This is a genomic window from Hymenobacter piscis (assembly GCF_018760735.1).
Lineage (GTDB): Bacteria > Bacteroidota > Bacteroidia > Cytophagales > Hymenobacteraceae > Hymenobacter > Hymenobacter piscis.
Genome location: NZ_JAHHZN010000009.1, coordinates 79,499 through 105,049, shown reverse-complemented (window position 1 = coordinate 105,049; position 25,551 = coordinate 79,499). Strand labels below are relative to the sequence as shown.

Annotated in this window: 24 protein-coding genes and 1 tRNA gene; 15 read left to right on the top strand and 10 right to left on the bottom strand. The window is 61.1% G+C overall.

All coding sequences use genetic code 11. The features are described 5' to 3' along the window. Positions 1-347: 347 nt before the first annotated feature. Complete coding sequence (locus KLP40_RS11680; RefSeq protein ID WP_215593957.1) at positions 348-2,462, top strand: TonB-dependent receptor family protein; 2,115 nt, start codon at positions 348-350, stop codon at positions 2,460-2,462. Between the two features lie 119 nt (positions 2,463-2,581). On the opposite strand, the gene KLP40_RS11675 is transcribed toward KLP40_RS11680, so the two are convergent. Then, positions 2,582-3,745, bottom strand: coding sequence for a Gfo/Idh/MocA family protein (locus tag KLP40_RS11675; protein WP_215593956.1), 1,164 nt, complete (start codon positions 3,743-3,745; stop codon positions 2,582-2,584). Positions 3,746-3,939: 194 nt separating this feature from the next. On the opposite strand from KLP40_RS11675, the gene KLP40_RS11670 reads away from it, so the two are divergent. Next, entirely contained in the window at positions 3,940-4,446 is a 507-nt protein-coding gene (locus tag KLP40_RS11670) for a GNAT family N-acetyltransferase (protein WP_215593955.1), read from the top strand. Between the two features lie 16 nt (positions 4,447-4,462). On the opposite strand, the gene KLP40_RS11665 is transcribed toward KLP40_RS11670, so the two are convergent. The 3 genes from KLP40_RS11665 to KLP40_RS11655 all read right to left on the bottom strand — a co-directional run bounded on the left by KLP40_RS11665 (position 4,463) and on the right by KLP40_RS11655 (position 6,362). Further along, entirely contained in the window at positions 4,463-5,284 is an 822-nt protein-coding gene (locus KLP40_RS11665; RefSeq protein WP_215593954.1) for a universal stress protein, read from the bottom strand. Between the two features lie 257 nt (positions 5,285-5,541). After that, a complete protein-coding gene (locus KLP40_RS11660; protein ID WP_215593953.1) occupies positions 5,542-5,835 on the bottom strand; it encodes a hypothetical protein in 294 nt (97 codons plus the stop codon). A gap of 44 nt (positions 5,836-5,879) precedes the next feature. Continuing rightward, positions 5,880-6,362, bottom strand: a complete 483-nt coding sequence (locus KLP40_RS11655; RefSeq protein ID WP_215593952.1) for a hypothetical protein — start codon at positions 6,360-6,362, stop codon at positions 5,880-5,882. Positions 6,363-6,515: 153 nt separating this feature from the next. Here KLP40_RS11655 and KLP40_RS11650 point away from each other — a divergent pair, with 153 nt between their 5' ends. Then, positions 6,516-6,797, top strand: a complete 282-nt coding sequence (locus tag KLP40_RS11650) for a GNAT family N-acetyltransferase (protein WP_215593951.1) — start codon at positions 6,516-6,518, stop codon at positions 6,795-6,797. Positions 6,798-6,950: 153 nt separating this feature from the next. On the opposite strand, the gene KLP40_RS11645 is transcribed toward KLP40_RS11650, so the two are convergent. Both KLP40_RS11645 and KLP40_RS11640 read right to left on the bottom strand, forming a co-directional pair. After that, positions 6,951-9,281: an endonuclease gene (locus tag KLP40_RS11645; protein ID WP_215593950.1), complete on the bottom strand. Its 2,331-nt coding sequence runs from the start codon at positions 9,279-9,281 to the stop codon at positions 6,951-6,953. A gap of 159 nt (positions 9,282-9,440) precedes the next feature. Further along, positions 9,441-10,166 carry a fasciclin domain-containing protein gene (locus tag KLP40_RS11640; RefSeq protein WP_394370032.1) on the bottom strand — a complete coding sequence of 242 codons (726 nt, stop codon included), beginning with the start codon at positions 10,164-10,166 and terminating at the stop codon, positions 9,441-9,443. 705 nt (positions 10,167-10,871) lie between these two features. On the opposite strand from KLP40_RS11640, the gene KLP40_RS11635 reads away from it, so the two are divergent. The 4 genes from KLP40_RS11635 (at position 10,872) to KLP40_RS11620 (ending at position 12,956) form a co-directional block, all read left to right on the top strand. After that, positions 10,872-11,546, top strand: a complete 675-nt coding sequence (locus tag KLP40_RS11635) for a carboxypeptidase-like regulatory domain-containing protein (protein WP_215593949.1) — start codon at positions 10,872-10,874, stop codon at positions 11,544-11,546. A gap of 173 nt (positions 11,547-11,719) precedes the next feature. Beyond that, on the top strand, positions 11,720-12,142 hold the full coding sequence (locus KLP40_RS11630) for a hypothetical protein (RefSeq protein ID WP_215593948.1): 423 nt from the start codon (positions 11,720-11,722) through the stop codon (positions 12,140-12,142). A 37-nt stretch (positions 12,143-12,179) separates the two neighbouring features. Then, positions 12,180-12,548: a hypothetical protein gene (locus tag KLP40_RS11625; RefSeq protein WP_215593947.1), complete on the top strand. Its 369-nt coding sequence runs from the start codon at positions 12,180-12,182 to the stop codon at positions 12,546-12,548. Between the two features lie 213 nt (positions 12,549-12,761). Then, positions 12,762-12,956 carry a hypothetical protein gene (locus tag KLP40_RS11620; protein ID WP_215593946.1) on the top strand — a complete coding sequence of 65 codons (195 nt, stop codon included), beginning with the start codon at positions 12,762-12,764 and terminating at the stop codon, positions 12,954-12,956. A 173-nt stretch (positions 12,957-13,129) separates the two neighbouring features. On the opposite strand, the gene KLP40_RS11615 is transcribed toward KLP40_RS11620, so the two are convergent. Beyond that, positions 13,130-13,201 (bottom strand) — tRNA-Arg (locus tag KLP40_RS11615). A 148-nt stretch (positions 13,202-13,349) separates the two neighbouring features. On the opposite strand from KLP40_RS11615, the gene KLP40_RS11610 reads away from it, so the two are divergent. After that, positions 13,350-13,805: an Ohr family peroxiredoxin gene (locus KLP40_RS11610; RefSeq protein WP_215593945.1), complete on the top strand. Its 456-nt coding sequence runs from the start codon at positions 13,350-13,352 to the stop codon at positions 13,803-13,805. 88 nt (positions 13,806-13,893) lie between these two features. On the opposite strand, the gene KLP40_RS11605 is transcribed toward KLP40_RS11610, so the two are convergent. The 3 genes from KLP40_RS11605 to KLP40_RS11595 form a co-directional block, all read right to left on the bottom strand. Continuing rightward, a complete protein-coding gene (locus tag KLP40_RS11605) occupies positions 13,894-14,763 on the bottom strand; it encodes a transglutaminase-like domain-containing protein (protein ID WP_215593944.1) in 870 nt (289 codons plus the stop codon). Between the two features lie 126 nt (positions 14,764-14,889). Next, positions 14,890-16,092 carry an ADP-forming succinate--CoA ligase subunit beta gene (gene sucC / locus KLP40_RS11600; RefSeq protein ID WP_215593943.1) on the bottom strand — a complete coding sequence of 401 codons (1,203 nt, stop codon included), beginning with the start codon at positions 16,090-16,092 and terminating at the stop codon, positions 14,890-14,892. 277 nt (positions 16,093-16,369) lie between these two features. Further along, complete coding sequence (locus KLP40_RS11595; protein ID WP_215593942.1) at positions 16,370-17,500, bottom strand: glycoside hydrolase family 113; 1,131 nt, start codon at positions 17,498-17,500, stop codon at positions 16,370-16,372. Positions 17,501-17,638: 138 nt separating this feature from the next. On the opposite strand from KLP40_RS11595, the gene KLP40_RS11590 reads away from it, so the two are divergent. From KLP40_RS11590 to KLP40_RS11560, 7 genes are all read left to right on the top strand, one after another. Beyond that, complete coding sequence (locus KLP40_RS11590) at positions 17,639-18,301, top strand: ABC transporter ATP-binding protein (protein ID WP_215593941.1); 663 nt, start codon at positions 17,639-17,641, stop codon at positions 18,299-18,301. A 492-nt stretch (positions 18,302-18,793) separates the two neighbouring features. Next, positions 18,794-19,588: a hypothetical protein gene (locus KLP40_RS11585; RefSeq protein ID WP_215593940.1), complete on the top strand. Its 795-nt coding sequence runs from the start codon at positions 18,794-18,796 to the stop codon at positions 19,586-19,588. Positions 19,589-19,697: 109 nt separating this feature from the next. Next, a complete protein-coding gene (locus KLP40_RS11580) occupies positions 19,698-21,623 on the top strand; it encodes a RecQ family ATP-dependent DNA helicase (protein ID WP_215593939.1) in 1,926 nt (641 codons plus the stop codon). Between the two features lie 98 nt (positions 21,624-21,721). After that, positions 21,722-22,558, top strand: coding sequence for a glutamate racemase (gene murI / locus KLP40_RS11575; RefSeq protein WP_215593938.1), 837 nt, complete (start codon positions 21,722-21,724; stop codon positions 22,556-22,558). A gap of 291 nt (positions 22,559-22,849) precedes the next feature. Further along, the gene (locus KLP40_RS11570) at positions 22,850-23,485 is read left to right on the top strand and encodes a curli production assembly/transport protein CsgE (RefSeq protein ID WP_215593937.1); all 636 of its coding nucleotides are present in this window, start codon (positions 22,850-22,852) and stop codon (positions 23,483-23,485) included. 43 nt (positions 23,486-23,528) lie between these two features. After that, a complete protein-coding gene (locus KLP40_RS11565; protein ID WP_215593936.1) occupies positions 23,529-23,963 on the top strand; it encodes a curli production assembly/transport component CsgF in 435 nt (144 codons plus the stop codon). An 18-nt stretch (positions 23,964-23,981) separates the two neighbouring features. Beyond that, a complete protein-coding gene (locus tag KLP40_RS11560) occupies positions 23,982-25,388 on the top strand; it encodes a CsgG/HfaB family protein (protein WP_215593935.1) in 1,407 nt (468 codons plus the stop codon). Positions 25,389-25,551: the final 163 nt, after the last annotated feature.

Below are 25,551 nucleotides of genomic sequence, written 5' to 3'. Positions count from 1 at the left end.
CCGGAAATCAGGCAATAAGCTCGAAAAAGCACAATAGATTCCCTTTATTCTATACTAGCCGTTTGCCGGTAAGAGCCTGATAGGCTCGTTCTTGTAGGAAGCGGCGCTTCAAGGGGCCGTTGCTGCCACTACACCAGTCGCTCGCCCGGCACTGATATGCCGGGCGTTCAACGCAACCCACCGCAACAAGCCCCATGGGTAGTCGGACTAACTGCTCGCTCAAAAACGCGTGCCAACTCCCAATTCGATTTTCCCCAACCCTAACCGCTGATTTTAGGTTAGCAAATCCGAACCAGCGCGGCTTCGCATCTTGGTTCTCCCTTCTGATTTCTCCCTTCTTCTGCATAATGCCCTACCGCTACGCCGCGCCACTCTGGCTGCTGCCCGTTACTGCCCTGGCCCAAACCGCCCCGCCCGATACTGCCCGCGCCGTGGCCCTGCCCGAAGCCACCATTACCGGCTACGGCCAGCAGCTGCCCCTGCGCCGCACCGCCGCCGCCGTGGGTGTCCTGCAGGCCCGCGACTTTGAGCGGTTCCCGCAGAATGCCCTTACCCAGGCCGTGAACACGCTGCCCGGAGTGCGGCTGGAAGAGCGGGCCACGGCCAGCTACCGGCTCAGCGTGCGGGGCAGCACGCTCCGCTCACCCTTCGGGGTGCGCAATACCAAGGTCTACTACCAGGGCATCCCGCTCACCGAAGCCAGCGGCAGCACCCCCCTGAACCTGCTCGACCCCAGTCTGCTGGGCGGGCTGGAAGTGATAAAAGGGCCGGCCGCCAGCGTGTACGGGGCCGGCACCGGCGGGGCCGTGCTCCTGACCGGCCGCCGCCCGGCCGCCGATGAAACCACCGTGTCGGCGGGCTTCACCGCCGGCAGCTTCGGGCTACGGCGCACTACGGTGGCCGTGGAAACGGGCTCGGCCACTGGCTACCTGCGCGCCGCCTACGCCCGCCAGAGCCTCGACGGCTACCGGGAGCAGAGTGCCCTGCGCCGCGACGTGCTTACGCTCGATGGGGAATGGCAGCCCACGGCCCGGCAGACCGTTGGCCTGCACGCGCTCTTCGCTGATATCCGCTACCAGCTGCCCGGCGGCCTGACGCGGGCCCAGTTTCGGGCCGACCCGCGCCAGGCCCGGCCGGGCACGGGTACCGCGCCCGGCACCGTGCAGCAGCGCACCTACTACGCCGCCCGCGCCGCCCTGCTCGGTGCCACTCACGAAGCCCGGCTCTCGGACCGCTGGCGACTGAACTCCATGCTCTACCTGAGCGGCAGCCGCATCAACACGCCCTTCCTCATCGACTTCGAGCGCAACACCCTACTGGGCGGGGGCGGGCGCACGGTGCTCAGCTACCGCACCGCCCTGGCCGGCCGCACCCTGCGCCTGCAGGCCGGGGCCGAAGCCCAGACCAGCTTCGAAAGCTCCCGCAACTACCAGAACCGCGCCGGCCAGCCCGGGGCTCTGCGCTACGACGATGAAATCCGGACCCTCACCGGCTTCGCCTTCGCCCAGGCCGACTACGAGCTGCCCGCCGGGCTACAACTCACGGCCGGGGCCAGCTACAACCGCCTGCGCTACCGCATCAGCCGCCTCTCCGACGCGGCTACCAACCCCGCTGGCTACGAGCTGGCGCGCAACTTCCAACCCCAGGTGTCGCCGAGGGTGGCGCTGCTGCGCGAATTTGGAGCGGGGCTGACGGTGTACGGCAGCGTGAGCACCGGCTTCTCGCCGCCTACCGAGGAGGAAATCCGGCCTTCTGACGGGTCCATCAACCGGGCCCTGCAGGCCGAGCGGGCCACCAGCTACGAGGTCGGCGCCCGGGGCGACTTTGGGCGCCGGCGCCTGCACTACGACGTGGCCCTCTACGACCAGCGCCTGCGCCAGACCATCACCACCCGCACCACCGACCTGGGCACTCAACTGTTCACCAACGCCGGCACCACCCGCCAGCGCGGCGTTGAAGTGGCATTGAGCGGGCTGTTGTGGCAGGAAAGATGGGTGCGAAACCAGTACTTTGTAGGAGGTACACACCAAAATACCTTTACCGAATCCAGCCTCCGCGCCTTTGTGAGCTACGCTTACAACTACTACCGCTTCGGAAACTACGAAACCGGTGGGCAGGACTTCGGCGGTAACCGTCTCACGGGCACCGCCCCGCACACGCTCACGGCCGGCCTCGATTTTCGCCAGCGTTACGGCTTCTACCTCAGCCCCACCGTCAGCCACCAGAGCCGCCTGCCGCTCAACGATGCCAACACCGAGTACGCGGCCGGCTACTGGACCTTCGGCAGCCGGGGCGGCTGGCGCGGTCGCCTCGGCCCGCTGGCTTTGGATGTATTCGGAGGCGGCGAAAACCTGACGGACCGGCGCTACTCCCTGGGCAACGACCTGAACGCCTTTGGCAGCCGCTACTTCCAGCCCGCCCCCGCCCGCAACTGGTACGCCGGCGTAGCGGTGAAATGGTGAGATAGTGAGGTGGTGAGATAGTGAAATGGTGAGGTGATGTTCGGAGCTCCTATCGGCGCATACAGCGCCATCAAGGTTCCCGAACATCACCTCACCATTTCACTATCTCACCACCTCACCTACACCTTCACTGTTTTGCCGGTGCGGGCGGCTTCGTAGATGGCCTGGATGAGACGGATGTCGCGCAGGCCTTCTTCGCCGGGCGTTTTGGGCGTTTTGTTCTGGAGCACGCACTCGGCCATGTGGTCGAGTTCGGCGGCGAACTGGTTGCCTTCGCGCAGGGCAATCTGCTGCTTGCCCTGCTTGGTGCCGATGGTCATGGTGTGCTGGTAGTAATCGGTGGCCGGGTCGAGGTCGAGCCAGGCTTTGTCGCCGAACACGCGAAAGCGCTTCACCTCTGCAATGCTGTAGGCGCTGGTGCAGGTGGCCAGCACGCCGCCCGGGAAGCGCAGCGTGAAATGAATCCGGTCCTCGACCTCCTGGAAGCGCGGGTCCGATTTGTCGGTCATGTCCGTGGCCGTTACTTCCACGGGCTCCTCACCGGTGAGGTAGCGCGCCGCGTTGAGCGAGTAAATGCCGATGTCCATGAGCGAGCCGCCGCCGGCCATTTTCCTGACCACCCGCCACGCATCGGCCTTGTCGCCGGTGGGGTCCACGATGCGGCCGTGGTCGGCCGTTAGCTGCATCACCCGGCCCAGTTCGCCTTTGCGGATGCGGGCGATGGCGTCGAGGTTGAAGGGTTCGTACTGGGCGCGGTAGGCCACCATGAGCTTCTTGCCGGCCTTGCGGCAGGCTTCAATCATTTGCTCGCATTCCTTCACTGAGGGAGCCATGGGCTTTTCCGACAGCACGTGCTTGCCCGCCCGGGCCGCCCGCACCGTGTACTCGGCGTGCAGGGCCGGCGGCAGCACAATATACACTACGTCGACGGCCGGGTTGTCTTTGATCGAGTCGAAATTCTGGTAGGTGTAAATGCTGTCGGCCGCCACGCCATACTCGCGGGCCAGACGCTCGGCCTTGGCCGGCGAGCCGCTTACCAGGGCCGTAATGCGGGCGTGTTTACAGTCCCGGAAGGCGGGCATCATCTGCTCGGTGGCAAATTTGCCCAGGCCGACAATGGCAAACCCGAGCTTTTTTTCATTGGCGTACTGCATAGTCGCGGGCGACGGGGATAAGGCGGCAGCCGGGCCCGCCACGGCGGCTACGGCAGTAGCCAGGCCGGCGCGGCGCAGAAACTGTCGCCGGGATGAAGAAGAGGAGCGGAAAGAATCAGTGGGGAGCATACGCAGGACCAAATGGCGGAAGTAGCCTCAACGGCGGGCGGCGGGCGGGCGTTGCGGCCGGCCAACTTCTTTTTACCTTCGCCGCCACACTCAGCCCGCCTGAAGCCGGTGGCCGGGTGCCGGCCGAAACAGCTGCCTACTCCGTGGCATTGCGGTTTTCTTCGCTTCGCCAACGCCTGCTGCTGCCTCGTACTATGTCAGTTTCTGCTGCCCGTCTGCTGCCCCTACAAGCGGCCCATTATCCGGCCGTAGCCGCCGTCTATGCCGAAGGCATTGCCACCGGCCAGGCCACCCTCACCACCGAAGTCCCCACCTGGGAAGCCTGGGACGCGGCCCACCTGCCCCACAGCCGCTGGGTTATGGAAGATGAAAGCGGTGTTTTGGGTGGCTGGGCGGCCCTCACGCCCGTTTCGGGACGGTGTGTGTACTGCGGGGTGGCCGAAGTGAGCGTGTATGTGGCCGCCGCCCGCCGGGGCCGCGGCCTGGGTCTTGAGTTGCTCAAGCGGCTGATTCAGGATTCGGAAGCCCACGGAATCTGGACGCTGCAGGCCGGTATTCTGCGCGAAAATACGCCCAGCCTGCGCCTGCACGAGCGGGCCGGTTTTCGGCTGGTGGGCATCCGCGAAAAGCTGGGCCAACTCCATGGGCACTGGCGCGACGTATGCCTGCTGGAGCGCCGCAGCCCCGTGGTGGGCGCGTAAACCCTGAGGCCGGCAGCTAACTCAGGGCCGGCACCAGCAGCATGGGCAACCGGCCGTGTAAAATTACCTGCGACGTAACGCTGCGGTTGAACAGCTGGCCCAGGAAGCTGCGTCGGCGGGCCACGAGCAGCAGCAAATCGGCCCGGGTTTCGGTGGCGGCCTGCACAATGCCTTCCGGTATCCGCCGATGCCGGGTGCCGTGGGTATGAATGCGGGTCTCGATACCCTGAATCAGGCCGCTGCTCACCACCGCATCCAGCGAATCGGTACAATTGTCGTTGTCCTCGGGCTGGGCCACGTGGGCCACCGTCAGGCAGGGTTGCAGGGCCCGCAGCAGTTCCCGCACGCCTTCCGACTGCGGTTTGAGCGCAATGGCGGTTTTATCGGCCGCCACGGTTACGCGCCGGGGCGGGACGGTTGCCGTACTGGCCTGAGGCACTACCAGCAGGGGCGTGCGCGTGACGCGCAACAGTTTCAGCGCAGTGCTGGTCACCAGCTCATCGGGTGTGCGCTCGGTATTGGGCTTGCCCAGTATCACCAGGTGGGGAGCGTGGCGGCGCACGGCCTCCGTCAGGGCGGCCTCCACCCCATCCACGGCCGACTCCACAGTGGTCGGCACGTTCAGCGGGGCCACGCGCTCCTGCAGGGCGGCGGCTATTTCGCCCTCGCTCAGGTGCCGGATGCTGCCGTTGAAGATGTCGGGGTCGAGCAGGGTTTCGCGCCGGATATGAAGCAGAATCAGGGACGCCTGCGCGGGTTCGGCCAGGGCGGCCGCGTAGCGCAGGGCCTGGTCGGCGGCCGGGGTAAAGTCAGTCAGCACGAGAAAGGAGGCAGCCATGGCAACAGCGGATTAGGAGCAGGAAATACCAAGAAAATAGCCCGGCCAGTATACGCAAAAACCCCCACCAGACCGCGCTTTTCGGCCAAAAAATAGCATACTGCCCAAGCATTCCTATACCCTTCCAGGCCCGGAACGCAGGAATGCTTGCCAACGCGGCCCGGGCCTCTGGCCGACGGCGCGGTTACCGGCAACAAAAACCCCCTTCCGCCATGGGGCGAAAGGGGGGGCAATACCAGCGGGCGGCAAAGCCAGACTTAGCGGTTGTTGTCGTTGATGGGGTTATTGAAACCCGGGTTCATCAGCTCGTCGGTCATGCTGGAATTGTCCGGATCGGGGCCAGTGGTGGCACTGCCGGCAGGCGTGCCCGACATGGCATTTTCGAGGCGGGCCGAGGTATCCAGGGTGCCTTCCTCATCGCGCTTGTAGCCGTAGAGCTCCTGGCGGTGCTTGAGCTGCTCGGGAGTGAGGTTGGTATCCTGGGCGTTGAGGGCCGCGGCGGGGTCCTGGTTCGGCTCCTGGTGGGAGTCTTTTTTCTGATCAGTGCTCATGAGTACAGGGAAAGGAAGGTGAGTGAAATTGGACGCAAACCACTTTACTGCTGGTCCGGCTTCGGCATTTCATCCTCTTTGCCCGCCCCGGGAATGCCGCGGCCCTCATCGTTGCGGAAGGCGCTGAATTCGTCGGGGTTGTCGTTGCTGCCTACGTTCGGGTTGCGCTCCTCGCGTTCTTCTGAGGCCGGAGCCTGCGTGGCGTTGGCCGGCTCGTTGGTAGCCCAGTTGCGGGTGCCACCGCCATAGCGGGGGTCGTCCTTGGCCCAGCCTTCGCGCTGCTCTTCGTACTCAGCGTCCTCCACTTTGCGCACGGCGGCCGGGTCGAGGTTCTGGGGGCTGCTGCCGCGCTGCTCGGGGAAGGCGACCGAAGGAGCTGCCTGGCCGCCGTGGGTTACGCTTTCATCGGGCGTAGTGGCATCGGAAGCGGCATGCTGCGGTTTGCCAAAGTCGCCGTACTGGGGCGTGTCGTGGCCGTTGGCCGGATTGGAGGGCGTAGTGGGGGAATTGGGCGCGTCGTTGTGCATGAGACGGAGAGTAGAAGGGAAGAATAGGGAAGCGGCAGCCCGGTAAATGGCCGCCGTTGTGCTTCATACGTAAAGCTGCGGGAAATGGCGGTGCCCAGCAGCAGAAGCTGCCGGTGGCCCGTCGGCATGACGTCACTTTTCCTCTTCTCCACTATGGCCACTACCGTTGCGCATCATCCCGAAAACCAGGAATTTACCGTTGAGCAGGGCGGCCTCTCGGCTGAGCTGGCCTACAGTCGGCCCGCCGATGGGGTAATTGATTTCACCCACACCTTCGTCGATGAGGGCCTGCGCGGGCAGGGCGTGGGCGCCGAGCTGGCCCGGGCCGCCCTGGCCTACGCCCGCGAGCAGCAGCTACAGGTACGTACCAGCTGCTCGTTTATGCGGCAGTTTGTGGCCGACCACGCCGAATACGCGCCGCTGCTGGCGCAGTAGTCCCGGTCCTGAGCCTGGCGCCCATAACGGGCGCTGCCCATTGCCCCGGGCAGCTACACAGAGTGGCAGAACGCAGTACGCCCCGGCTTCCGTGCAGGAAACCGGGGCGTACGGGGTTTGGGCTGATGGGCTGGGGCCCGCCGAGAAAGGCCGTTAGTGTTGTACGGCTACGCGGCTGGTGTAGCGCACGCCCTCGGCCGTAACGCGCACAAAGTACAGGCCGCTGGCCAGAGATTCAACCGGCAGCGTGGCCGCTTGCGGCCCCGTCAGAGCCTGAGTGGAGCGCAGTACTTCCTGACCCAGGGCGTTGCAGAGGCTGATAACGGCCGTCTGGCGGCCGCGCAGGCCCGGCAGGCGTACCTGCAGGCTGCTGGCGGCCGGGTTCGGGAATACCTCAATGCCGCGGTTCAGGGGTGCGGCCTGGGCAGTAGGCGTGGCCGTGGCGCAGGTGCTGGTGTGGCTGCCTACGCTGGTGTACACGTCGGTGCCCAGGAACTGCCACTCGGCGGCGGCCTCACTCCAGCGCTTCCGGCCGCCCTGCACCGTGGCTTTGCGCACGAGGGTGGCATTGGTGGTGCTGCCTCCGCCCGGTAGCTGCCAGCCGCCCGCCGGCTGCTGGCCAATCACCCCAATGATGTCGAGCGTATCGGTGCCGTCCATGAGCAGCAGGGCATCATCGCCGTTGAAAAAGCCCACGCTGGATTGCAGGTCGGTCTGGGCCAGCACCACGGGTGAGGCCACGCCGGTATTGGCAATCACGTACACGTCGCCGGGGGCAAGGGTACCGCTCAGGGCCTGGATGGCGTTGGGAGTGGTTGCGCCGTTACCAAACAGCCGGACTTCGATGCCGCTCAGGCTGATGGGCGCGGTAGAGGGGTTATAGATTTCGATAGCCTTGGAGTTACTGGCCGCGCCTTCCACGTACTCCGAGAAGTACAGGTCGGTGCAGGGCGAACTGGGGGGCGTCTGGTCGTCGTTGGTGATGGTGAGCACGTGGGCTACCGGGGAGCCCAGCACCGCGCCGCCCGTGGTGGGCGTGCCCAGCACCAGCCGGATGGTTTCGTTGGGTTCGGGCTGGGCATCACCCGCCACCGTCACCGTCACTGGGAACGACTGGCTGGCCTGGCCGGCCACAAAGGTGAGCGAAGTCGTGTTCAGGGTGTAGTCGGCGGGCGAGGTGGCCGTGGTGCCGCTGGTGCTCACGCTTACCGGAATGGTGACGGCGGCCGAGGGCGCGCTGCCGCTCAGCGTCACATTCACCGAATAGGTGCTCGAGCCGGCATCGCCTTCCGGCAGGGTGCCCGTGGCCGCGGCGAAGCGGATGGTCGGGGCCGGGCCGTCGTCGTTGGTGAGCGTAAGCTCGTGCTGGGCCGGGCCGCCCACGGCCGCGCCGCTGGAAGGGTTGCGCAGGGCCAGCACCAGCGTTTCATCGGCCTCGGGCGTCGCATCGCCGTTCACCGTCACGGTAACCGGCTGCGACGTCTGGCCCGCGGCGAAGGTCAGCGTCTGGGGCGAGCTGAAGGTGAAATCCTGGCCGCTAACGGCCGTGGAGCTGCCCGCCTCGAAACCGACCTGCACCGTAAGCGGAGCCGTGGGCGCGGGGGTAACCGTTACGTTAACGGTGTAAGTGCTGGTGCCGGCATTGCCTTCCACGATGCTGCCGGTGGCAGTAGCAAACGAGAACGTGGGCAGTACCTGGAAGCCCCAGGCGCGGGCCACCAGATCGGGGTAGGCAATGTAAGGGTTGAAGTTGCCCTGGCTCTTGGCCGTGCGCCGGTTCCGCTCCCGCTCCCGGGCGTCCACGGGGTCGGCCAGGTGCCACTGGTAGAGGGTGTTGAGGTCGGCGGCGGCCGTAATTACGCCTTTGCCACTATCGAACCGCTGACCCTGGTGCATGGTGTAGAAGTAGAAGACGGCGCGGGCCAGGTTGCCCTTGTGGTCTTCGCGGGGCTCAAACTGCGAGTTCGTGTCTTCGCTGTACTCGTCGAGGTTGGCAGTCGGAATCGAGGTCTGGCTCTGGGCGTCGCGCATCCAGAGCTGGGTCTGGCTGTCCGGAATTTCAGCAAACGGATCAGAGCCCCGGTTCGAGTTCCAGGTGTCGTAGGTCGGAAACAGGTGGTGAATGTCGGAGCGCATGCGCACTACCTCATCAAACCACGACTGGGGCACGGTATGCTCGCAGTTGATGCGGCGAACCACCCCGGGGCTGGTATTGGAAGAGTCCAGCCTGACGGTTTCGGTGTAGCCCGAGTACACGCATACCACCCGGCCATCCTGGTTGTCGATGAAGTTGTACATCCGGCCGCGGGCCTCGCTGTAGCTCAGCTCCACACGTTTGCCGTCGTACCAGTTCTCGCGCAGCCAGTCTTTCAGGGCCTGCCCCTGCAGGCTGGTGGCGGGGGCGGGGGGGAGCGTTTGGGCCGTGGCCGAACTCAGGCCCAAGCCCAAGGTGGCCGCCAGCATCCAGGCGAAGAGGTGTTTCATGAAGCAGTTAATCAGGTGTGTGGGTACAAAAGAGAACTGACTCCAAAGGTCGGGAAACTTTCAGGATTACCACCGTTTCAGCTGACTTCGACTGGTATAAACGCGGCACTGCCAGCCCCCGGGGGCTGGCAGTGCCGGTAATCAGGAACGAAAGCCGGGTTAGCGGGTCGGCATCAGCACGGTGTCAATGACGTGGGTAACGCCATTCTTCGATACGGCATCGGCTACTACCACCGTGGCCATGCCCCCCTTGGCGTCATGGATCATGACGGTATTGCCCGAGCGATGCACGGTCAGGGTTTCACCTTCTACCGTGGTCAGGGTCTGGCCATCCTGCAGGTCGGCGGCCATCAGACGGCCCGGTACAGCGTGATAGGTAAGAATAGTAGTGAGTTTTTCCTTGTTTTCGGGCATCACCAGGGTGCTGACGGTGCCGGCGGGCAGCTTATCGAAAGCAGCGTTAGTAGGGGCAAAAATCGTGAACGGACCGTCGCTTTTAAGCGTGCCTACCAGGTCGGCGGCTTTCACGGCCGCTACCAGGGTCGTATGGTCGGCCGAATTCACGGCGTTGTCCACAATGTCCTTGTCGGGCGTCATCATAGCCCCGCCCACCATCACACCGGCGCTGTTGCTCATCGACATATCCTTCATCTCGGCTCCCTCGCGGGGCTTGGTGGTGGCCTTCATCTTGGCCCCGTTACCCGATTTGCCTTTGACTTTGGTTTTGCCATCGTCGGCTACTTTGGTTTTGGTCATCATGCCGTCGTCGGTGGTGACCTTGGTTTTTTCGTCGTCCGATTTCTTTTTCATCCGGCCCTGAGCCACAGCCGAGCCAGTAGTGAGGGTAAACGAAAGGGCCAAAGCGGAAAGCAGGTACTTGTTCATTGCGCAGGGGGTTAGGATGGAAAATCTACCCGGGAATCGGGTGCCGCCTTATACGGTGGTCAGCCAGTAAAAGATATAGTCAGACCCCTATGTTAGCGTGGGCCCTGGTCCTGTCCTGAATTTATTCCGATGATGCCGCCTCGCATGCCGACAGCCGGTTATCAACTTTTCCACATATAGCAGTTTCCTGAACGGCGTATCCTGTAGTGTAGAGACGCAATATTTTGCGTCTCATTGTTGAACGACGGTATGGGTCAGTCAACATCAGCAACGACGAGAAGCAAAATACTGCGTCTCTACAACCGAGATACATCGTTCACGAATACGCTATATAGGTCCTTTCAGCGGCGAATTAATCAGTTTTAGGTCAGCGCAAGGTTTGGCACGGCCGGGAAGCAGAGTGGAGTAAGCTCAACAGGTAATAGTACTATAGTAACTTTTGGTATTGCTGGGCCATGCTGACGGCCGGGTAGAACTGGTGGAAAGGAAGTATAGATATTTATACATACAAAATTAGGGCTATTCCTAAAATGGGAACGGCGTTTCGCCTTGTGAAAAGATGGCTTTAACCGCTGAAAGTAGCTAACCAACGAAAAGGCTAACTCGTACATGGTCATTTCCAGGCTGTAGTAAGCAACTTTGCGTTCAGTTATCCATAACATGCAGGCGGGTTTCTCTTACGTATCACACCTTTACATTCTCAGAATGAAACTAAATGCCAACCCATTTCACCCCGTCACAGGGGAACTATTGCCGGCTTACCGGGACGCGTACCTGCGCGGTGACCTGTCGAGCCACAACACGGAACTGGTAGACGCCTTTCTAAAGTCGGACAAACAACTGGCTGATGAAACGCTGGAGCGGTTCCATGAGCTCAAGCAAAAAGGCCATCAGGTACAGCCCGTAGGGTGGGTGCAGCGCCAGTTTGACTTGCTGCGCACGGAGCCGGAGCGTTTCCGTCGTCGGGCGGCTTCTCTGGTGGCCGGCGGGGCCTTGGTAAGCGGAGCCGTATTTGCCGGCGCTAACCTGCCCAATACGCCCACCGAGGCGTTGCCAGCACCAACGGAACTGGCCGAAACGGCCGCCGACGCCAACGCGCTGCGCCTTACTACCGTAGCCGGCCAGATTCTGGACGAGAATGGTAAGCCCCTGGTGGGCGCTACCGTGTGGGTAAAAGGCACTCAAACGGGTGTCAGCACCGATGGCCAGGGACGCTATAACCTGCGCATGGCGGCCGGCCGGCCTACTATCCTGCAGTATGGCTACGCTGGCTATACCGAGGAAGAGGTAATCCGCTCGAAGGGCGGCACCGCTAACGTAACGCTGCTGCCCCGCGGCAATAAAGTCCGGGCCGCCAAGAAACGCTGGCTGTTTTTTTAAGGCAGCCGTTGCAACGGAAGGGACTGTATCCTCTTATCGGGAAACCCGTCGGTTCTTTCCGTTGCAGCCGTCTGGCGGGTGACGCTGCCTGGTAATGGCCGAAACGCCCGGCCAGAGCAGAAACTCAGCTTGAATAGTTTATTAATCTAAGAACTGCAAATAGCACAAACTCCATGCGTATCCCGTTTCTAAACCAGTTGGTGGTGAAAAAAATTACGGGAGATGCTGTCGGAGCGACGCGTAGCCGGGCTGACGCGCTGATTCAGGATCTGTTACGGGAGCTACCCGAGCTAGTGGCAGTGGCAGTGGTCGATGCCGCCTCCAGTAAAATGGTAGCCGCCTATACTGCCACGGCTAAGTTCGATCCTTATAAGCTTACGGCCCGTAGCGCTGATCTGCTGCGCACCCTGCACCGCATGCTCCAGACCCCGTGGCTGCAAGCACAACAGGTAACCGATATGATCGTAGTATTGGATGAGCAACTGCACTGTCTGCGCCCTATGGGGCAAGGCCGGCAGATTTGCTACCTCGTAGTGCGTTCCATTGACACGAATATGTCCCTGGTCCGGGACGTATTGCGGCGTCATACAACATAAAATAACCTCACATCTCACACTCTTTTTCTTTATCTCAATGGCTGTTTTAACGCCCAAAGAAGTAGTACAAAACATTCTGAAAGAGCTTCCTTCTCTGGTAGCCGTGGCCGTAGTAGAGACGGAGACCGGCATGCCCCTGGCTCACCACTCTAATTTGGCCTCGTTTGATGCCGAGACGGCCGCCGCTTACAACACGGAGGTAGTAAAGCAGAAAATGAAGGCAATCCAGGCCCTGAAGCTGAATCAGACTATCCAGGATATCCTGCTGACGCTAACCGATCAGCTGCACCTGCTCCGGCTTTCTGCCGATGGCGGCAAATTCATTTACCTGGCTGTAAACTCAGCCGATACCAACCTGGCCATGGCCCGCCAGATCATGAAAAGCCAGGTTTCAGTACTAGACTAACTAGTGCAATCCCCATGGCACGGCAAAGGCCCATCAGCACACTGCTGATGGGCCTTTGCCGTGCCATGGGGAGGCTTTTTGCGGCCTGTGTGTTCGTGTATGCCCCAGGCCGTGGGGCAAACGGAGCAGATCCTGCTTATTGAATTAGGGCCTATCCCTGTCAGACAGTTGCTGAATGGTTACTGTATGACAGAATTTTAGGTTCTTGTCATTATGGATACGCTCAAACCCACCCAACCCACATCAGATCAATTGCCCAAAGACGAGGCTCATCTGCTGCCCAAGATTGAAGACGTCGTAGCGCTGACGGGCTTGTTTACTCCGAGCCAGATTATCGAGGAGCTCCACGAATTAGAAAAGCTTGAGGCCCGGGAGGAGGGCCTGGAACCGGGTGAAACAGGTACATAATGCCTCGCCCGGCTTGTGGCCGCGCAAAGCCTCTGTACCCGAGGCCCTTTTACCGTGTTCGGTTTACGCGCCGGCCGTTGCGGCTGAAGCAGAGTTACCGTGGACCGCCGTCCCGTGAGCTGCCCCCGGGAAAAGCAAAAAGCCCCTATACAGACCGTATAGGGGCTTTGGTGTGGTCGCGCTAGGAATCGAACCTAGATCTAGAGCTTCGGAGGCTCCCATACTATCCGTTGTACTACGCAACCCGGTAGTGAGGCGCAAAACTAGATAGAAAACCCTTGTTCGCCAAACCAGGCGGCGCTTTTTCTGCAAAATCATGTACTGGTTTAAGGTAACCTTGCGGCCCACAGGGGAGTTATGTATAGCAAATCATTCCCCGTCTAGTATTTTTTTATGGCCAACACTGAAAAGAAGACCCTGTACACCGCCGATGCTACTGCCGTAGGCGGCCGGAGCGGCCACGTTCGTTCCGCTACCGGTGTCATTGATATGGAAATGTCGGTGCCCGAAGGACTGGGCGGCAAGAAGGGGGCTACCAACCCCGAAGAACTGTTCGCCGCCGGGTACGCCTCCTGCTTTCAGCAGGCCCTGCTCGTAATTGCCCAGCGGGCTGGCGACAAGCTCGACCCGCAGACAGAAGTGAAGTGCTCCGTTGCCTTATTTCAGGAAGGGGAAAGCTATGGCCTGAGTGCCGTGCTCGACGTTGATCTGAAGGCTTTCGACGAGCAGAAAACCCTGGATATGGTGCGCCAGGCGCATCAGATTTGTCCGTACTCGGTAGGCACCCGCGGCAATATGGAAGTGGAACTGCGCGTGAAAGGCGAGGTAGTGCCCGTCGCAGCCAAGTAAGCTCTTCTCATTGCGCAAGACGCTAAACGGCCCCGGAATCCAGGATTCCGGGGCCGTTTAGCGTCTAGAAACATACGCGTCCGGCCTTTTAGTGGCCGGCTGCGCTACCCGACGTGGCAATTGGCAGATCAGCCTGCGAGGGAGAAGCGTAAAAGGTAGCCACGGAATTTGTGTAGCGAATATTATGGATGGATTCAGTACGCTGAAAAACTACGGGCTTATGAGCCCCCACAGGAACCAGCATCAGCCCGGTACGGGCCGACTTAACATCGTAGCGGTTGTCCATCACGGTATCAAAGTAGAACAGGTACTGGTCAACCCAGCGAAAATAGGAGCCGGCCGGTGCTCTGGTTGAACTAAGGACCGTCAGATCGTCGCGCTTGGCCAGCAGTGCCTGTTGCAGTTCCACCGCATTAAGGGGCTTGCTGCCGAGCAGGGGAATGATATTAGCCTGCGCATCTACCATTACCCATTTACCTAAATCAGGCAGCCAGGCTTCGGCCAGCGCATGCCCGGCAGCCGAGCGACGAGTCTGTACATCGGCGGCTTTCAGGTAAAGGGGGCGAGCCGGAATACCTACGGCGTTGAAGGCCGCGGCCAGTACCAGTCCATATTCCACGCATTGCACCTGCTGACCAGCCTGAGCCGCTTTAAGAATGGCGAACGGGTCCTGGGACTTGAACGATTTGTGGCCGTCGTGCTCGAGCCGGAAATGCACCCATTCGCACAAAGCCCGCGCACGCCCCAGATCAGACGTTTCCTTACCGATTACACCCTTGAGCCCGAACATTTCCCGAAAGCGGGTCAGATAGGGGGTGGTCGGGGAACTAAACTCAAAGGGGTAAGGGGTAGAATCGAGCGTAGTCAGGTAGGGGTAATCACGCTCGGCATCCTGTGCCTGAACGGCAAACGAAAAACAGAATGCAGCTGCCAGCAAAGTAAAAGTCTTATTTATCATACGATAAAGTCAATTTTACTGCTTCTAACGAAGTATTCTGCAAGAGGTTGGGCAGGCGACAAACAAAAAGCTCGTCCGTGGGTACGGACGAGCTTAGTGAGTGGCAAAACAGCCGAAATGAGCAAATTAGATGCCCTGCGAGGCCAGCACTTCTTTTACTTTTTCGGCGGCATCCTTCAGCAGCACGGCCGAGAACACCTTCAGGCCGCTCTCGTCGATGATGCGGGCGCCTTCCTCCGCGTTGGTGCCTTGCAGGCGCACGATGATGGGCACCTTGATGTCGCCGATGTTCTTGTAGGCTTCCACCACGCCATTGGCCACCCGGTCGCAGCGCACGATGCCCCCGAAGATGTTGATGAGGATGGCTTTCACGTTCGGGTCCTTCAGGATGATGCGGAAACCGGCTTCCACGGTCTGGGCGTTGGCTCCACCCCCTACGTCGAGGAAGTTGGCTGGCTCGCCGCCGCTGAGCTTGATGATGTCCATCGTGGCCATGGCCAGACCGGCGCCGTTCACCATGCAGCCCACGTTGCCGTCGAGCTTCACGTAGTTCAGGTTCGAGGCCGAGGCTTCTACTTCCAGCGGGTCTTCCTCGTTGGTGTCGCGCAGCTCAATGAAGTCTTTGTGACGGTAGAGGGCGTTTTCGTCGAGGGTTACCTTGGCGTCCACGGCCAGAATCTTGTTGTCCGACGTTTTCAACACGGGGTTGATTTCGAACATGGCCGAGTCGGTTTCGTCGTAAGCTTTGTAGAGGGCCATCACGAACTTCACCATCTCCTTCTGGGCGGGGCCGGTGAGACCCAGGTTGAAGGCAATTTTAGCCGCCTGGAAGGGGCGCAGGCCCACGCGCGGGTCGATATGTTCGCGGTGAATTTTCTCGGGGTGCGCCTCCGCTACCTCCTCGATGTCCATGCCGCCTTCGGTGGTATAGATAATCACGTTCTTGCCGGTCGCGCGGTCCAGCAGCACGCTCATGTAGAACTCCTGGGTTTCCGACTCGCCGGGGTAGTACACGTCCTGGGCGATGAGCACCTTGTGGACTTTACGGCCTTCGGCGCCGGTTTGCTTGGTTACGAGCTGCATGCCGATGATCTGGCCGGCAATTTCCTTCACCTGCTCCAGGTTTTTGGCGAGTTTCACCCCGCCCCCTTTGCCGCGGCCGCCCGCATGAATCTGGGCCTTGATAACGTACCAGCTGGTGCCGGTTTGTTCCGTCAGCTTTTGGGCCGCTGCCACGGCTTCTTCGGCCGTATCGGCCACGATGCCTTCCTGCACGCGCACGCCGTAGCGCTTCAGAATGTCTTTGCCCTGATACTCGTGAATGTTCATAGAGGTCAGTTATGGATCCGTTATGGGGGTGGTTTCTAACCGCGAAAGTAGGGAGAATTGCGTTGGGAGTTGGCAAGCCGGCGGGAATAGTTGGCACCCGGCGGCCGGGAAACGGGCGAAAACGAGGGCCTCGGCGGCGCAGCGCCCAATATGACCCTGCCGCCCCAGCCGTCCCCACGATATATTTCAACCCTGTAACAATGTCTATTTCGCTCCCGGTGAAGCGGCCGGTTGTGCCCGGCCTTCGTACCACTTCTCATTTCTCACTTCTCACTTCTCACTTCCGGAACCACTCGGCCATGATGCGCTCAGCGGGTTTGTGCTGGGGCGTGAAGTCGAGGTGGCGGCGGGCGGGGCCGTCGGGCTGGAGGCCGGGGTACCATTTCCAGATGAACAGGCCCCCGAACCAGGGCCGGGGCCAGAACGTCTCGAACATGGCCGCGTAGCAGGCCGCCTGGGTGGCCTCGTCGGGGGGCGTAAGCACGTTGAGGTGGTCGGGCCAGGCCCAGGGCTCAATGGCGGCGTTGGGAGTGGTTTTGTAGCCGATTTCGGTGAAGACGAGGGGCTTCTTGTACCGCTTCTGCACGGCCTCCAGGCGGCGCAGGGGCTCCCGCCAGGCGACCAGCAGGGCCGCCTTGGTGGGCCGCTCGGTGGTGCTGAGCGGGAAGTAGGCCTGCACCCCGATGAAGTCCAGCGCATCCCAGAAACGGACCTGCTCAAACTCCCCGCTCCAGTTGGCTGCGTAGGTCAACGGTCCATGGTAGACCTGCCGCACCTGCTTAATTAAGGCCCGCCACTCGGCCTCGTGGCTCACCGTCTGGGCCAGCTCCGTCCCGATGCACAGGCCATCCATCTGCTCCTGCTCGGCCAGGTGGGCATAGTGTAGCATAAAGATAGTGTAACTGGCGAACCAGGTTTGCCAGTCGGCTTCGGAGGTCATCTTCACGTCGCCGGGCCAGGTGCCGCCCCCGCCGCGCAGCCACAAATGGGGCTTGAGCAGCGTCCGGATCCCTTGTTGGCGGGCCCGCTGGGTGGTGAAGGTCAGGCCCGCGTCGCTCTCGCCCCAGTAATGACGGTTTCCCTTGCCGGTGCTCACGCGCACGGCGGGTGTGGCTGCGCCGGCCTGCCAGCCGAAGGGCGTCTGGGCAATCCAGCTCACGCCGGCCCGGGTCAGCGGGCCCAGATCCAGGGATGGAACCGAATCGGTGCCCACCCAGCTCACGCCGCGCATCCGTTCCGGGGCCCGGGCCCCGGGAACGGCGGTAATCGGGCCGGGGCCTGCCGGGGCCGCCACTGAGGCCCAGCGGGGCCGCAGCCACCAGCCCGAAGCCAGCAGCAATAGCAATACCAGCCCCAGCAGGAGCCGCGACGACAGGGAAAAGCGGTTGGACAAGGCAAAAACGGACATAGGGAGAGGGAAGATAAGAGAATCAAGGAGGTGTCGGGTAGCTTCACTCGACAAGTCGTGCTTATTTACCACCGCAACGCCCGACATTCCGTAGATTTGTTTTCCGTACTCCGGCTCACTTTACTTCCTCGCTCCGTTTTGCTGCAAGCCATCAACGTCCGTAAAAGCTACAATACGCTGGAGGTGCTCAAAGGCATCGACCTGACCATTGAAAAGTCGGAAATCGTCTCTATCGTGGGCTCGTCGGGGGCCGGCAAAAGCACGCTGCTCCACATCCTGGGCACCCTCGATAACCCCGATTCGGGCGAGGTGCTCTTCGATGGCGAGTCGGTCAGCTCCCTGGGCCGCTCCGATCTGGCCCGGTTCCGCAACCGGCACATCGGCTTCATCTTCCAGTTTCATAACCTGCTGCCCGAATTCACGGCCCTCGAAAACGTGTGTTTGCCGGCTTATCTGGCAGGACGCTCGGAAAAGGAAACCCGGGTGCGGGCCCGCGAATTGCTCGGGATGCTGAACCTGGAGCGCCGCGCCGACCACAAGCCTTCCGAAATGAGCGGGGGCGAGCAGCAGCGCACGGCCGTAGCCCGGGCCCTGATCAACTCCCCGGAAATTATCTTCGCCGATGAGCCCAGCGGCAACCTCGATTCCCAGAACGCCCAGGAGCTGCACCAAATTTTCTTCCTGCTGCGCAAGGAGTTGGGCCAGACCTTCGTGATTGTGACCCACAACGACCAGCTGGCCGAAATGGCTGACCGCACGATTACCATGAAGGATGGCAACATCTGGGAAGGCGGCCATTAAGCGCTGGGCATCATTCCGCCCTGGCATCTACGCCCAGGAGCACAGATTTCTGATTCAGCAAAAGCCGGCCCCGGGCCGGCTTTTTGCTGGCCTGATGCGTTGTCAGACAGCCAAAAGGGCCATTCCCCGTATTTTGCACCGGTCCGCGGGCAACTAAACCGAGACTAATAAGGGTTAATTAAGTACTCGACCCCGGTCACGCGTCCGCCCAGAGCCGGACCGTGCAGCAAAACCCGCAATTCCGTTGACGCGCAAGCAGACGGAGCTGCGGGTTTTTTTAGTGGCATGACCGGCCCGGCGGTGCGAATGTGGTTAGTTGAAAGTGATTGGAAATTATGTGGCTAAAATAATTGGATTATACTTTTGTAATAGTCTGATAATCAATGGTAAAAATTGATAAAAAAACTGCTAAAAACTGCACCTTTTAAGGGGGCTGTTGGTTATATTCACGTAAACAAACACGGTATTACAGGAACCTAACGGAAACAAACCATGAGCCAAGCAGTGAAAGCCCCCAAAGAGCCCGTCCGCAAGCCCAAAGTTGAGAGCTACGACCTGTCGCACTCCGACGAGACGCTGCACCTGGCCACGGATCTGGCGAAGTTCATCAAGGAAAATAAGCTCACTACCAACGTGCAGGGCAAGGAGTTCGTGAACGTGGAAGGCTGGCAGTACGCCGGCTCCCGCCTGGGCATCGTGCCCGTGGTGGAGCACGTCATCAACGTCAGCAACGAGCAGGAAATAAAGTACCAGGCCAAAGTCATTCTCTTTGATCTGAAGAGCGGGCAGACGGTGGGCGCCGGCTTTGCCGTGTGCTCAAGCAAGGAGCAGGGCAAGAAATTCTACCAGGAATTTGCCATCATGAGCATGGCCCAGACCCGGGCCATCGGCAAGGCCTACCGCAACATTCTGGCGTGGATTATCCGCGCCGCCGGCTACGAGCCCACTCCGGCCGAGGAAATGGATTACGCCGGCAATGTACCCGCCGTGGCAGAAGCTCCCGCCGCTCCGGCATCCCAGCCTGCCGCCGCGGCCCCCGCGCCGGTGGCCATGAAGGCCGTTCCGGCGGAAGCCGTCGCTGAGCCTGCGGCCCTGGCTTACGCCACGGCTTCGCAGAAGGAAGAAATCATTCGGTTGCTCAACCACCCGGTTATCTCCCGGGCTGAGAAAACCAAGATGCTGCTCAACATTAACCGCCTCGACCAGGAGCGCGCCACCCAGGCCATCGCCAAGCTGAAAGCGGCCATCGACGACCGCGAAAACGGCCAGACGTCTGCTGCCGCTTAAGCTCCCGATGTTTCTCTGCTCACGCCCGGCTTCGCAAGGAGCCGGGCTTTTTTTGCCCCACCCCCATGCCTCTCCCGGAGGGGAGGGGTTGAGTTCGTACTTTTGCTGCATGCCTGAACACGCCACCGATGACATCCTGCTCGTGCTGCGCCAGACCTGGGGACACTCCCGGTTTCGGCCTTTGCAGGAAGACATCATCCGCTCGGTGCTGGCCGGGCAGGATACGCTGGCCCTGCTGCCCACCGGCGGGGGCAAGAGCATCTGCTTCCAGGTGCCGGCCCTGGCCCGGCCGGGCTTGTGCCTGGTCGTGTCGCCGCTCATTGCCTTGATGAAGGACCAGGTGGAAAACCTGCGCAAGCGCGGCATCAAGGCCGAAGCCGTGTACGCGGGCCTGAGCCACCAGGAAATCGACCAGACCCTCGACAACTGCGTGTACGGTCCGGTGAAGTTTCTCTACGTGAGCCCCGAGCGGCTGCTGACGGATATGTTCCGGGCCCGGGTATCGAAGATGAAGGTGAGCCTGCTGGCCATCGACGAAGCGCACTGCCTTTCCCAGTGGGGTTACGATTTCCGCCCGCCCTACCTGCGCATTGCCGAGCTGCGGGAGCTGCTGCCGAACGTGCCCTGCATCGCCCTCACGGCCACCGCCACCGAGCAGGTGCGCCAGGATATTGTGGACAAGCTGCATTTCGGGGCCTCGCACCGCGTTTTTCAGCAGAGCTTCGCCCGGCCCAACCTCTCGTACTCGGTGCTCCCTACCGAGGACAAGCTCCGGCGCATGCTGGAAGTGGTGCGCGGGGTGGGGGCCGATAAAACGAGCATCGTGTACGCCCGCACCCGCCGCCAGACCGAGGACGCGGCCCACTACCTGCAGCAGCAGCGCATTGCCGCCGCCGCCTACCATGCCGGCCTGCCCGCCGACCAGCGCACCCGCGTGCAGCAGGACTGGATGCAGAACAAAACCCGCTGCATTGTGGCCACCAACGCCTTCGGCATGGGCATCGACAAACCCGACGTGCGCTTGGTGGTGCACCTGGAAGCGCCCGACAACCTGGAGGCCTACTACCAGGAGGCGGGCCGCGCCGGCCGCGACGAGAAATACGCCTTTGCCGTGCTGCTCACTGGCCCTAATGATGCCGATGAGCTGGGCCGCCGCACCCGCCAGAGCTTTCCGCCCCTCGATACCGTGCGGCGGGTGTACCAGGCCCTGGCCAACTTTTCGCGCACGGCCGTGGGCGGGGGCGAGCTGGTGACCTTCGACTTCGACCTCCAGCAGTTCGCCGAAACCTACCGCATCCGGGCCCTCGATGCCCACAACAGTCTCCGGACGCTGACGCGGGAGGGGTTCGTGCAGGTGAATGAGGCCGTCAACAACCCCGCCCGCGTCCACATCCCCATCGACCACACCGACCTCTACCGCTTCCAAGTGGCCAACGCCCAGCACGACCAGCTTATCAAGAGTCTGCTGCGCTTTCATGGGGGTGAGCTGTTCGCGGGTTTCCAGCGGATTTCGGAGAACAGCCTGGCCCAGCACCTGCGCCTGAGCGTGGTGGATTTGCGCAAGATGCTGGTGTTTTTGCACCGCTCGGGCATTATTCAGTTTCAGCCCCGCCACGAGTCGCCCCAGGCCCTGTTCACGACCCCGCGCTTCGATGCCGATAAGCTCCCACTGGAGCAAAAGCGCCTACACCAGCAGCGCGACCTGGCCATCCATAAAACCGACTCCGTGATTCGGTACGCCGCCGGGGGGCGCTGCCGCCAGCAGCTGCTGCTGGAGTATTTCGGGGAGCTGGACGCGCCGGTCTGCGGGGTGTGCGACTTCTGCCTGGCCCGCAAAAAAGCCCGCCAGGAAGCCACCCCGCTGCCCGAGCTCCGGACTCAGCTGCTGGATTTGGTGAAAGCCACGCCCCTCACGCCCCGCGAGGTGCTCACCCACTACACCCCCGGCCAGGCCTCCGCCGTCACGGCCCTGCTCCGCGACTTAGTCGAGCTGGGGGAGCTGCGCTACGCCGCCGACGGGCGGCTGAGTGGGTAGGGGAGTGGCCCCTGACGGACGTGGAGTTTCGGCTTTTTCAGTTGTGGCCCCACTTACGTCCGGCGAAACCCTGCCCGCATCCCGTACCTTCGCCTTCCATGACTTCCCCGACTTCTTCCCCCGACCTGACCACGCGCCCCATCGGCGTATTCGATAGCGGCATTGGTGGCCTCACGGTGGCCCGGGCGGTGGCCCGCGTGCTGCCCCACGAGCGGCTGGTGTACTTCGGCGACACGGCCCACCTGCCCTACGGCGACAAAAGCACGGCCGCCATTCAAGCTTACGCGGTCAAAATCTGCGACCTGCTGCTCAAGCAACAGTGCAAAGTCATCCTGATTGCCTGTAACTCCGCCTCGGCGGCCGCCTACGAGCTGGTGCGCGAATACGTGGGCTCCAAGGCCCAGGTGCTGAACGTCATCGACCCCATTGTGGCCCACGTGGGGCAGGAATACGCGGGCCGCACGGTGGGCCTGATTGGCACCAAGCAGACGGTCAACAGCAACGTGTACCGGAAGAAAATCGACGACCTGGATGCCCAGGTGCAGCTGCGCAGCCTGGCCACGCCGCTGCTGGCGCCCATGATAGAGGAAGGCTTCTTCAACGACTCCATTGCCAGCAACGTCATCGAAACCTACCTCTCCAACCCCGCCCTCGACGGGATTGAGGCGCTGGTGCTGGCCTGCACCCACTACCCGCTCATCAAGCAGCAGATTGCCGAGTTCTACCAGGGCCGCACCGAAGTGCTGGACGCCTCCGACATAGTGGCCCAGCACGTGCGCCGCTACCTGGAAAGCCGGCAGCTGCTGGCCGAAGCGGGTGCGACCCCGCCCCGCCATCACTTCTACGTGTCGGATTTTACGCGCTCCTTTGAAGAGAGCACCCGCATCTTCTTCGGGCAGGAAGTGCACCTGGAGCATTACCCGCTCTGGGAGTAGCGAGTAGCAGCTCGCTTTTGTTCTTAGAGTCGATGCGGCATTCGTCTGATCCATAAGGAGTCAGGTGAATGCCGCTATTTTGCGCCTGACTGTGAAGTGGTTAGGTTGTGTGTGGAAGCCAGGCGAGTAGTAAGCTGAGAAAAGGCGCTGAATAAATCAATTATTTATTTGTATTATTTTATTATATAATTACATTTATGTCGATTTAGTGGCGAATAATACTTGTTATGATTCAATTCTTGAATCTGGCTTCTACAGTTCGTCTGCTGCTCGGTTGGTAACTACTGTGTTATGCCTGCAACATCCACGTCCTCGTCTGAAAAACCCGCGCGTCCCGTGGTGTATTATCTGTGGTGGCGGCCGTGGGCCCTGGGGGTAAGTTGCCTGATGCTGGTGTTGCTGAGCCTGAGCGCGGCCGCTCAGGTTACACCTCCTAAACCACCTCCTAAACCACCTCTCAAACCTGCTCCACCGGCCGCCACCAAGGAGTCGGAGGCCGTACCGTTGCCGCCCAAAAAGCTCGAAGAAGCCCTGCGCCTGTTGCTACAGGCAGTAGGCGACTCGTCGGCGGGGCAGGAGCGGCGCCAGTTCAAGGCTACTGAAATCGACGGGCTGGTCATGGATCAGACGATTTCCAAGTTTGGCCACGACTTCTACGACGAGTTTTACACCCACTGGGAAGTGCCGCCGGGCGTAACGGATTTCACCATTGTGGTGCGCGAAAAGCCCGCCCGCGGCACCAGTACCCTGATTTCGCTCGAAGTGAACGACAACGAGCTGCTCGAATTGCCGCTTCAGCCCAAGGCGGAAGTAGTAGAGGAGCTGGCCGCCTACGCTTTATCAGTGGCCCAGGAGTTCCTGGCGCGTGCCCGCGACGAAAGCCGCCAGCTGGAGCGCGGGGGCCGCGTTCCGCCCGAAGTATTCTGAGCCTCCCGATTCTGATTCGTCTTACTCCACCCATTTCATTGGTATGAACTCTTCCATCCTCCGTGCCGCGCTGGTGGCCCTGCTCGCGTTGTTTGCGCATGGCGCAATGGGCCAGGATTTCGTGTACGAGCCCAAAAACCCCGCTTTCGGGGGAGGCAACACGTTCAATTATTCCTGGCTGCTGAGCTCGGCTCAGTCTCAGAACTCCATTGCTGACCCGGCGGCTTCCACGTCTAACCCGTTCCAACAGGACCCAATCAAGCAGTTTGAGCAGAACCTGAATCAGCAGATTCTGGGGCAGCTGGCTCAGAAGCTCGTGGGCAATCAGTTCGGCAGCGCCGGGCAGGGCCTGCAGGCGGGCAACTACAACGTCGGCTCCTACCAGATCAACGTGGTGCCCTCCAGCGGAGGCTTTTCCATCCAGATCACCGATACCAATACCGGCAACCAGACCACCGTTACGGTGCCTTACTTTTAATGCGGCCTACTGCTACCTATGCTACGTTCCTTGTGTCGTCGGGTGTTGTTGGGAGTGGGGGTTTGGGGGGCAGCTACGGCCTGCGCCCCGTTTTTTCATCAGTCGTTTACGCCGGAAAAGGCCCGGCTGGGAGCCGATGTGGAGGGCAACCGGGCGCTCTATCAGCTGCCGCCGCCCCGGGAGCGGATTGTGGCTGCCGTCTATAAGTTCCGCGACCAGACCGGTCAGTACAAGCCCAGCCAAAACGGGTCGAGTTTCTCAACGGCCATCACCCAGGGAAGTACCAGCATTTTGCTGCGGGCCCTGGAGGAATCACGCTGGTTTAATCCCATTGAGCGCGAAAACCTGGGCAACCTGCTCAACGAGCGCAAAATCATCCGTTCCAGCCGGGCCGAATACCAGGACCTGACCGGCCAGCGGCAACCGGCGCTGCCTTCCCTGTTGTTCGCTGGCATTCTGCTCGAAGGCGGGGTAGTATCCTACGATGCCAACGTGATTACGGGCGGGGCGGGGTTGCGCTATTTTGGGGCCGGGGCCTCGGGCCAGTACCGTCAGGACCGCGTAACGGTGTATCTGCGGGCCATCAGTACCAGCACGGGCGAAATTCTCAAAACCGTATACACCTCCAAAACCATTCTCTCTCAGCAGGTAGATGCCAGTCTGTTCCGGTTCGTGAACTTTAAGCGCCTGCTGGAAACTGAAACCGGCTTCACGTACAATGAGCCCACCGAGATGGCGGTGAAGGAGGCCATTGAAAAATCGGTGGAAGCCCTGATTTATGAAGGCATTCGTGATAACCTGTGGTCGCCCTTGAACGAGGCCGATGTGCAAGGGCCCGCCGTGGCCGCTTATCTGCGCGAGAAAGCCGAAAACCAGCAGACTGACGTGCTGGGCCGTGTGCAGCGGGAGCGGCGCGGGCGCCTGGGACTAAGCCTGAGCGGAGCCGCTACCCGCTACAACGGTGACTTCAAAAGCCCGCAGCTGCGGGCCGGTGGCCAGCTGAGTCTGCATTATCAGGCCGTAAACCCGAAGCTGGCCGCATCCGTGCACCTGGGACGCTTTGAGCTGGGGGCCGGCGACTTTTACCGGGAAACCTTTAACTACCTGGAAGCGTGCGGCCAGTACCGGTTGTTTCCTCAGGATCGGTTTACGCCATTTGTGCTGGCCGGCGGCGGCGTTACGGCCCGAGCACGAGGGACTAATGCCCGTGCTGCTCTGGGGCATCTCACGGCCGGCGTGGGAGTGGAGTACCTGCTTACCGATCGGGTGGGCCTGAGTGTGGGCCTGGAGGGGCGTTACTTTTTGACTGATCAGCTCGATAGGATTACGCTGGGAACGTATAATGATTCATATGGCTCCTTGCGTGGTGGTCTCACTTTTTATCTGGGTCGCAACCCCGCCGGCCAACGCCAGTCCCTTCGCTAAATGCAGATGGTGTTGTTTATCAGTGTTTTATGGGGCCTTGTTGGCGGTGTTCACTTTATATATGATTATTTTAAAGTTAAGTTTAACAATTTTTATTTAACACATGCTTGCAATTAAACTTTATTGATATAGATTTATGTTATTACTCCGGAGGTAATAAAAA

Coding starts and splice junctions, on each gene's coding strand:
- KLP40_RS11680 (WP_215593957.1), top strand. CDS start 348: ATGCCCTACCGCTACGCCGCGCCACTCTGGCTGCTGCCCGTTACTGCC.
- KLP40_RS11675 (WP_215593956.1), bottom strand. CDS start 3,745: ATGCTCCCCACTGATTCTTTCCGCTCCTCTTCTTCATCCCGGCGACAG.
- KLP40_RS11670 (WP_215593955.1), top strand. CDS start 3,940: ATGTCAGTTTCTGCTGCCCGTCTGCTGCCCCTACAAGCGGCCCATTAT.
- KLP40_RS11665 (WP_215593954.1), bottom strand. CDS start 5,284: ATGGCTGCCTCCTTTCTCGTGCTGACTGACTTTACCCCGGCCGCCGAC.
- KLP40_RS11660 (WP_215593953.1), bottom strand. CDS start 5,835: ATGAGCACTGATCAGAAAAAAGACTCCCACCAGGAGCCGAACCAGGAC.
- KLP40_RS11655 (WP_215593952.1), bottom strand. CDS start 6,362: ATGCACAACGACGCGCCCAATTCCCCCACTACGCCCTCCAATCCGGCC.
- KLP40_RS11650 (WP_215593951.1), top strand. CDS start 6,516: ATGGCCACTACCGTTGCGCATCATCCCGAAAACCAGGAATTTACCGTT.
- KLP40_RS11645 (WP_215593950.1), bottom strand. CDS start 9,281: ATGAAACACCTCTTCGCCTGGATGCTGGCGGCCACCTTGGGCTTGGGC.
- KLP40_RS11640 (WP_394370032.1), bottom strand. CDS start 10,166: ATGAACAAGTACCTGCTTTCCGCTTTGGCCCTTTCGTTTACCCTCACT.
- KLP40_RS11635 (WP_215593949.1), top strand. CDS start 10,872: ATGAAACTAAATGCCAACCCATTTCACCCCGTCACAGGGGAACTATTG.
- KLP40_RS11630 (WP_215593948.1), top strand. CDS start 11,720: ATGCGTATCCCGTTTCTAAACCAGTTGGTGGTGAAAAAAATTACGGGA.
- KLP40_RS11625 (WP_215593947.1), top strand. CDS start 12,180: ATGGCTGTTTTAACGCCCAAAGAAGTAGTACAAAACATTCTGAAAGAG.
- KLP40_RS11620 (WP_215593946.1), top strand. CDS start 12,762: ATGGATACGCTCAAACCCACCCAACCCACATCAGATCAATTGCCCAAA.
- KLP40_RS11610 (WP_215593945.1), top strand. CDS start 13,350: ATGGCCAACACTGAAAAGAAGACCCTGTACACCGCCGATGCTACTGCC.
- KLP40_RS11605 (WP_215593944.1), bottom strand. CDS start 14,763: ATGATAAATAAGACTTTTACTTTGCTGGCAGCTGCATTCTGTTTTTCG.
- sucC (WP_215593943.1), bottom strand. CDS start 16,092: ATGAACATTCACGAGTATCAGGGCAAAGACATTCTGAAGCGCTACGGC.
- KLP40_RS11595 (WP_215593942.1), bottom strand. CDS start 17,500: ATGTCCGTTTTTGCCTTGTCCAACCGCTTTTCCCTGTCGTCGCGGCTC.
- KLP40_RS11585 (WP_215593940.1), top strand. CDS start 18,794: ATGAGCCAAGCAGTGAAAGCCCCCAAAGAGCCCGTCCGCAAGCCCAAA.
- KLP40_RS11580 (WP_215593939.1), top strand. CDS start 19,698: ATGCCTGAACACGCCACCGATGACATCCTGCTCGTGCTGCGCCAGACC.
- murI (WP_215593938.1), top strand. CDS start 21,722: ATGACTTCCCCGACTTCTTCCCCCGACCTGACCACGCGCCCCATCGGC.
- KLP40_RS11570 (WP_215593937.1), top strand. CDS start 22,850: ATGCCTGCAACATCCACGTCCTCGTCTGAAAAACCCGCGCGTCCCGTG.
- KLP40_RS11565 (WP_215593936.1), top strand. CDS start 23,529: ATGAACTCTTCCATCCTCCGTGCCGCGCTGGTGGCCCTGCTCGCGTTG.
- KLP40_RS11560 (WP_215593935.1), top strand. CDS start 23,982: ATGCTACGTTCCTTGTGTCGTCGGGTGTTGTTGGGAGTGGGGGTTTGG.